Source organism: Mycobacterium asiaticum, from assembly GCF_001668675.1.
Taxonomy (GTDB): Bacteria; Actinomycetota; Actinomycetes; order Mycobacteriales; family Mycobacteriaceae; genus Mycobacterium; species Mycobacterium asiaticum_D.
Genome location: NZ_LZKQ01000080.1, coordinates 1 through 6,590, shown reverse-complemented (window position 1 = coordinate 6,590; position 6,590 = coordinate 1). Strand labels below are relative to the sequence as shown.

Annotated in this window: 5 protein-coding genes and 1 pseudogene; all 6 read left to right on the top strand. The window is 68.9% G+C overall.

Annotation, left to right across the window (positions count from 1 at the left end; translation table 11 throughout):
- Positions 1-410, top strand: a 410-nt coding sequence (locus A9X01_RS07755; RefSeq protein WP_155771983.1) for a LysM peptidoglycan-binding domain-containing protein, incomplete at its 5' end; no start/stop codon positions are given.
- Between the two features lie 78 nt (positions 411-488).
- The gene (locus A9X01_RS07750; RefSeq protein ID WP_065120189.1) at positions 489-3,140 is read left to right on the top strand and encodes a valine--tRNA ligase; all 2,652 of its coding nucleotides are present in this window, start codon (positions 489-491) and stop codon (positions 3,138-3,140) included.
- On the top strand, positions 3,137-4,588 hold the full coding sequence (gene folC / locus A9X01_RS07745) for a bifunctional tetrahydrofolate synthase/dihydrofolate synthase (RefSeq protein ID WP_065120188.1): 1,452 nt from the start codon (positions 3,137-3,139) through the stop codon (positions 4,586-4,588). Before A9X01_RS07750 ends, folC begins: the two co-directional genes overlap by 4 nt.
- Complete coding sequence (locus A9X01_RS07740; protein ID WP_065120187.1) at positions 4,585-4,947, top strand: DUF4233 domain-containing protein; 363 nt, start codon at positions 4,585-4,587, stop codon at positions 4,945-4,947. Before folC ends, A9X01_RS07740 begins: the two co-directional genes overlap by 4 nt.
- Before the next feature lie 86 nt (positions 4,948-5,033).
- Positions 5,034-5,444, top strand: a complete 411-nt coding sequence (ndk, locus tag A9X01_RS07735; protein ID WP_065037044.1) for a nucleoside-diphosphate kinase — start codon at positions 5,034-5,036, stop codon at positions 5,442-5,444.
- Between the two features lie 330 nt (positions 5,445-5,774).
- Positions 5,775-6,590 (top strand): annotated as a pseudogene (locus tag A9X01_RS07730) (ribonuclease E/G); the annotation flags it as partial.

The following is a 6,590-nucleotide window of genomic DNA, read 5'->3' as shown; positions in this document are numbered from 1 at the left end:
AGGGCAAAAAGCAGGTCAGGCTCGTCCTGCAGGACGACCGCAATCTGGTGCTCTACGCCGCCGACGGCCCGGCCTGGTCCACCAAAACCGAGACCGACGCACCGCCGCCGCCCGAGCCGGTGGCCGAGCCCGCCGCCGAGGATCTCGATGACAAGGGCATCTCCCAGGACGGGCCGGCGCCCACCGACCAGGCAGTCGCCGAGCCGGTTGGGGAGGCGGCACCCGAGGCCCCGCCCGAACCCGCGCCGGAGCCCGCCGCGCGCACCTACACCGTCGAGTCGGGGGACACCCTGTGGGCCATCGCCGAGCGCTTCTACGGCGACGGAAGCAAGTACCAGGTGATCGCGGACGCCAGCGGCATCCCCAACCCCGACCTGATCTACCCGGGTCAAGTCGTCACAATTCCCTGACCAGACCCGCCTGAGCTCGCTGACCTGCGGATTCAGGCCGTTACACGGGGCGCGGGCGGCGGTTCCTAGAATTGACCGGTGACCGCCAGCGCCCGCCCCGCCGACGACCAGCTACCCAAGTCCTGGGATCCGGCCGCGATGGAGGACGCGATCTACCAACGGTGGCTGGATGCCGGCTACTTCGCCGCGGACCCGCAGAGCACCAAGCCCGCCTACTCGATCGTGCTGCCGCCGCCGAACGTGACCGGCAGCCTGCACATGGGTCACGCGCTCGAGCACACCATGATGGATGCGCTGACCCGCCGCAAGCGCATGCAGGGCTATGAGGTGCTGTGGCAGCCCGGCATGGACCACGCCGGCATCGCCACCCAGAGCGTGGTGGAAAAGCAGCTGGCCGTCGACGGCAAGACCAAAGAGGACTTCGGCCGTGAGCTGTTCGTCGAAAAGGTCTGGGACTGGAAACGGGAATCGGGCGGCGCCATCGGCGGCCAGATGCGGCGGCTCGGTGACGGCGTCGACTGGAGCCGCGACCGGTTCACCATGGACGAGGGCCTGTCGCGGGCGGTGCGAACCATCTTCAAACGGCTCTACGACGACGGGCTGATCTACCGGGCCGAGCGCCTGGTCAACTGGTCACCGGTGCTTCAGACGGCCATCTCCGACCTGGAGGTCAACTACCAGGACGTCGAAGGGGAGCTGGTCTCGTTCCGCTACGGCTCGCTCGACGACGCCGAACCGCACATCGTCGTCGCGACCACCCGCGTCGAGACCATGCTCGGCGACACCGCCATTGCGGTGCACCCGGACGACGATCGCTACCGCCACCTGGTTGGGACCACGTTGGCGCACCCGTTCGTCGAACGCGAGATGATCATCGTCGCCGACGAACACGTGGATCCCGAATTCGGGACCGGCGCAGTCAAAGTCACGCCCGCGCACGACCCGAACGACTTCGAGATCGGAATGCGCCACCAGCTGCCGATGCCCTCGATCATGGACACCAAGGGCCGAATCGCCGACACCGGAACGCAATTCGACGGCATGGACCGCTTCGAGGCACGGGTGGCGGTGCGCGAGGCGCTGGCCGCCCAGGGGCGGGTGGTCGAGGAGAAGCGACCCTACCTGCACAGCGTCGGGCACTCCGAGCGCAGCGGTGAGCCGATCGAACCCAGACTGTCGCTGCAGTGGTGGGTCCGGGTGGAATCGATGGCCAAGGCCGCCGGGGACGCGGTTCGCAACGGCGACACGGTGATTCACCCGGCCAGCCTGGAGCCACGGTGGTTCGGCTGGGTGGACGACATGCACGACTGGTGCATCTCGCGGCAGCTGTGGTGGGGTCACCGCATCCCGATCTGGTACGGGCCCGACGGCGAGCAGATCTGCGTCGGTCCCGACGAGACACCGCCAGAGGGCTGGGAGCAGGACCCCGACGTGCTGGACACGTGGTTCTCCTCGGCGCTGTGGCCGTTCTCCACGCTGGGCTGGCCGTCGCGTACGGCCGAGTTGGAGAAGTTCTATCCGACCAGCGTCCTGGTCACCGGTTACGACATCCTGTTCTTCTGGGTGGCCCGGATGATGATGTTCGGCACCTACGTCGGGGGTGACGACGCCATCACCCTCGGAGGTGGCCGGGGCCCGCAGGTGCCGTTCACCGACGTGTTCCTGCACGGCCTGATCCGCGACGAATTCGGCCGCAAGATGAGCAAATCCAAGGGCAACGTGATCGACCCGCTGGACTGGATGGACAAGTTCGGCGCCGACGCGCTGCGGTTCACCCTGGCCCGCGGCGCCAGCCCCGGCGGTGACCTGGCCATCGGCGAGGACGCCGTCCGGGCCTCGCGCAACTTCGGCACCAAGCTGTTCAACGCGACCCGGTACGCCCTGCTCAACGGCGCCGCGCTGGCGCCCCTGCCCCCGTTGAACGAGCTCACCGACGCCGACCGCTGGATCCTGGGCCGACTGGAAGAGGTTCGGGCCGAAGTGGATTCGGCATTCGACAGCTACGAGTTCAGCCGGGCCTGCGAAGCGCTCTACCACTTCGCCTGGGACGAATTCTGCGACTGGTACGTGGAACTGGCCAAAACCCAGCTGGGGCAGGGCCTCACGCACACCACCGCCGTGCTGGCCGCCGGCCTGGACACGTTGCTGCGCCTGCTGCATCCGGTGATCCCGTTCATCACCGAGGCGCTGTGGCAGGCGTTGACGCACCAGGAGTCGTTGGTGATCGCCGAGTGGCCGAAGTCCTCGGGCTTCACGCTCGATCCGATTGCCGCACAACGAATCACCGATATGCAGAAGCTGGTGACCGAGGTGCGGAGGTTCCGCAGCGACCAGGGCCTGGCCGATCGGCAGAAGGTGCCGGCCCGGTTGGTCGGTGTCGAGGACGCTGGTCTGCGCCAGCAGGTTCCCGCGGTGACGGCGCTGGCCTGGCTCACCGAGCCCAGTGCGGACTTCCGCGCCTCGGTGTCCCTCGAGGTGCGGCTCAGCGCTGCCACCGTCGTCGTCGAACTCGACACCTCGGGCACCATCGACGTCGCCGCCGAGCGCCGTCGTCTCGAAAAGGATCTGGCCGCAGCGCAAAAGGAGCTGGCGTCCACTGCGGCCAAGCTCGGCAACGCGGACTTCCTGGCCAAGGCGCCGGAGGCGGTCGTGGGCAAGATCCGCGCACGACAGCAGCTGGCGCAGGAGGAAACCGAGCGGATCACGGCCAGGTTGGCTGCGCTGCAATGACTTCGGAGACACCCGACTGGGAGTCGGGCACCCGGCTCGCACCCACCCCGGACGAGATCGCCTCGCTGCTGCAGGTGGAGCACCTGCTGGATCAGCGCTGGCCGGAGACGCGCATCGAGCCCAGCCTGACCCGGATCAGCGCACTGATGGACCTGCTCGGCTCTCCGCAACTGAGCTATCCGTCGATCCACGTCGCCGGCACCAACGGCAAGACGTCGGTGGTCCGGATGATCGACGCACTGATCACTGCATTCCAGCAGCGGACCGGTCGTACCACCAGCCCGCACCTGCAGTCGGCGGTGGAACGCATTTCGATCGACGGCAGGCCGATCACGCCGGCGCAGTACGTCGAGACCTATCGGGAAATCGAACCGTACATCCAGATAATCGACCAGCAGTCGCAGGCCGCCAACGGTCCGGCGATGAGCAAGTTCGAGGTGCTGACCGCGATGGCGTTCGCCGCCTTCGCGGACGCGCCAGTCGACGTCGCGATCGTCGAGGTGGGCATGGGTGGCCGCTGGGACGCCACCAACGTGATCAATGCGCCGGTCGCGGTGGTCACCCCGATCAGCGTCGACCACGTCGATTACCTCGGACCCGAGATCAGCGGCATCGCGGGGGAGAAGGCCGGCATCATCACCCGCGCCCCGGACGGCGCGCCGGACACCGTGGCCGTCATCGGGCGCCAGACACCTGAGGCGATGGAGGTGCTGCTCGCCCAGACGGTGCAGGCCGACGCCGCCGTCGCCCGCGAGGACTCCGAGTTCGCGGTGCTGGAGCGCCAGGTCGCCATCGGCGGGCAGATGCTGCAGCTGCAGGGCCTCGGCGGGGTGTACCCGGACATCTATCTGCCTCTGCACGGCGAGCACCAGGCGCACAACGCGGCGGTCGCGCTGGCCGCGGTGGAGGCCTTCTTCGGGGCGGGTGCCCAGCGGCAGCTCGATGTCGACCTGGTCCGGGCCGGTTTCGCCGCCGTGACCAGCCCCGGCCGGCTGGAGCGTATGCGCAGCGCCCCGACGGTGTTCATCGACGCGGCGCACAATCCGGCCGGAGCGGCCGCGCTGGCGCAGACGCTGGCCGACGAGTTCGATTTCCGCACGCTGGTCGGGGTGGTCAGCGTGCTCTCCGACAAGGACGTGGACGGCATCCTCGCCGCGCTGGAGCCGGTGTTCGACCACGTCGTGGTGACTCACAACGGGTCGCCACGCGCCCTTGACGTGGAGTCGCTGGCGCTGGTGGCCCAGCAGCGATTCGGGCCGGACCGAGTGGTCACCGCCGAAAACCTGCGCGACGCGATCGATGCCGCGACCGCCCTGGTCGACGAGGCCGGCTTCGAGGCAGGTGTGGTGGCCGAGGACGGTGCGCTGTCCGGGGCGGGGATCCTCATCACCGGCTCGGTGGTCACCGCCGGGGCCGCCCGAACCCTGTTCGGACGTGATCCCGAATGACCGATCAGCCGCCCGCCGACCCGTGGAAGAGCTTCGCCGGGGTGATGGCCGGGACGCTCATCCTCGAGGTGATCGTGGTGCTGCTGGCCATCCCGGTGGTGGGCGCGGTCGGCGGGGGCCTGAACGCCAAGTCGCTGGGCTTTTTGATCGGGATGGCCGTGCTGCTGGTGGTGCTGGCCGGCTTGCAGCGCAGGCCGTGGGCGATCTGGGCGAATGTGGGTGTCCAATTCGTGCTGGTCGCGGGTTTTCTGCTGGACCCCGCCGTCGGCTTCATCGGCGTGCTGTTCGCCGCGGTGTGGGCGCTGATCGCCTACCTGCGCGCCGAGGTGCGGCGCCGGCAGCAACCGCCGCAGGCCTGAACCTGCGCGCACGGCGCCGACCCCCGCCCAGCGAATGGGTCACGGCGACTTGGTGACGGTGACCGCGGACCTTTACTGTGTGCACCGTGACTGAACGGACCCTCGTATTGATCAAGCCCGACGGCGTGGAGCGCCAGTTGATTGGCGAGATACTCGGCCGCATCGAGCGCAAGGGCCTCACCATCGCGGCACTGGAGCTCAGGACCGTGGGCGAGGACCTGGCCCGTCGTCATTACGCCGAACACGACGGCAAGCCGTTCTTCGGCTCGTTGCTGGAGTTCATCACCTCCGGACCGGTGGTGGCGGCCGTGGTCTCCGGGCCGCGCGCGATCGCCGCATTCCGTCAGCTCGCCGGCGGTACCGACCCGGTGGACAAGGCCACTCCGGGCACCATCCGCGGGGATTTCGGCCTGGAGACGCAGTTCAACCTGGTGCACGGGTCGGATTCGCCCGAATCAGCACAGCGCGAAATCGAGCTCTGGTTCCCCGGCATCTGACGCCGCTCCTGACGCCGCTCGGGCGGGTTAAACGGGCGCCCACGTCAGGGGCGCGTGAGCTCGTTGCGCGATGTGGGATACTGGCTCCGGGTGAACGTCGTCGAACTGGCGTCGGACACTCGAATGAAGACTTTGACAAGCGCGACCATCGCCAGTCCGCGGTGCGGCGCAGCATGTGGAGCCGTCATTCAGCACGGCGCCGAGTGGGCTCCTCGTGGGCCGCTCGGGGCGAGACCATCACAAGTCCGGGGGAAATAACCCGGACTCATAGCGCAGCCCTCGCGTGGCCGCGTCGATAGGACGACGCGCCCGGGGGCTTGAGGAGAATACGTGGTAGACGGTGCCCCATCTTCCGACCCAGCAAACGAGCCGACACAGCGTGAGGACCTGCCCGAACGCCTGAGAGTCCATTCGCTCGCCCGAACTCTGGGAACCACCAGCAGGCGGGTACTCGATGCGTTGGCCGCCCTCGACGGCCGGATCCGCAGCGCGCATTCCAGCGTCGATCACGTCGACGCGGTCCGGGTGCGCGACCTGCTGGCCGCCCAGCCGGACGCACCTGACGCCGCCGCCGCAACGGAACCCGCCGGCGAGGCCGCAGAACCCGAGTCCCGGCTGATGCTGGAACCACCACCCGTCGAACGCCCGCACTACATGCCGTTGTTCGTCGCGCCGCAGCCGGTGCGGGAACCGGTCCAGCCGCGCGACGACGATGATGACGATGATTCCGACGACTCCGACGACTTGGACGGTTCGGGGGCGGACGACGACGAAGAGCAGGCGGACCGGCCGGCCAACAAGCGGCGGCGCCGCGGGCGCCGGGGCCGCGGTCGCGGGCGCGGTGAACAGAACGGCGCCGACGGCGACAGCCCGAATCAATCGGGGACCGATACCGAGACCCGTGCGGGCGACGACAGCGACTCGGAGGACGGCAAAGACTCCGACGACGCCGACGACAACGAGAACGAGGACGAGAACGGTTCGGCCGAAGGCGCCAGCCGTCGCCGCCGCCGCCGCAGACGCCGCAAGTCCGGAAACGGCGATGACGGTGACGACGGTCCCGCCCCCGACGACCCCCCCAACACCGTGGTGCCCGCACGCGCCCCGCGCCGCGGCGGCCAGCAGGACCGCGGCTCCGCCTCCGGG

What these genes read in the sequence shown, in the direction of transcription:
- folC (WP_065120188.1), top strand. Translation starts at nt 3,137, where the DNA reads ATGACTTCGGAGACACCCGACTGGGAGTCGGGCACCCGGCTCGCACCC.
- A9X01_RS07740 (WP_065120187.1), top strand. Translation starts at nt 4,585, where the DNA reads ATGACCGATCAGCCGCCCGCCGACCCGTGGAAGAGCTTCGCCGGGGTG.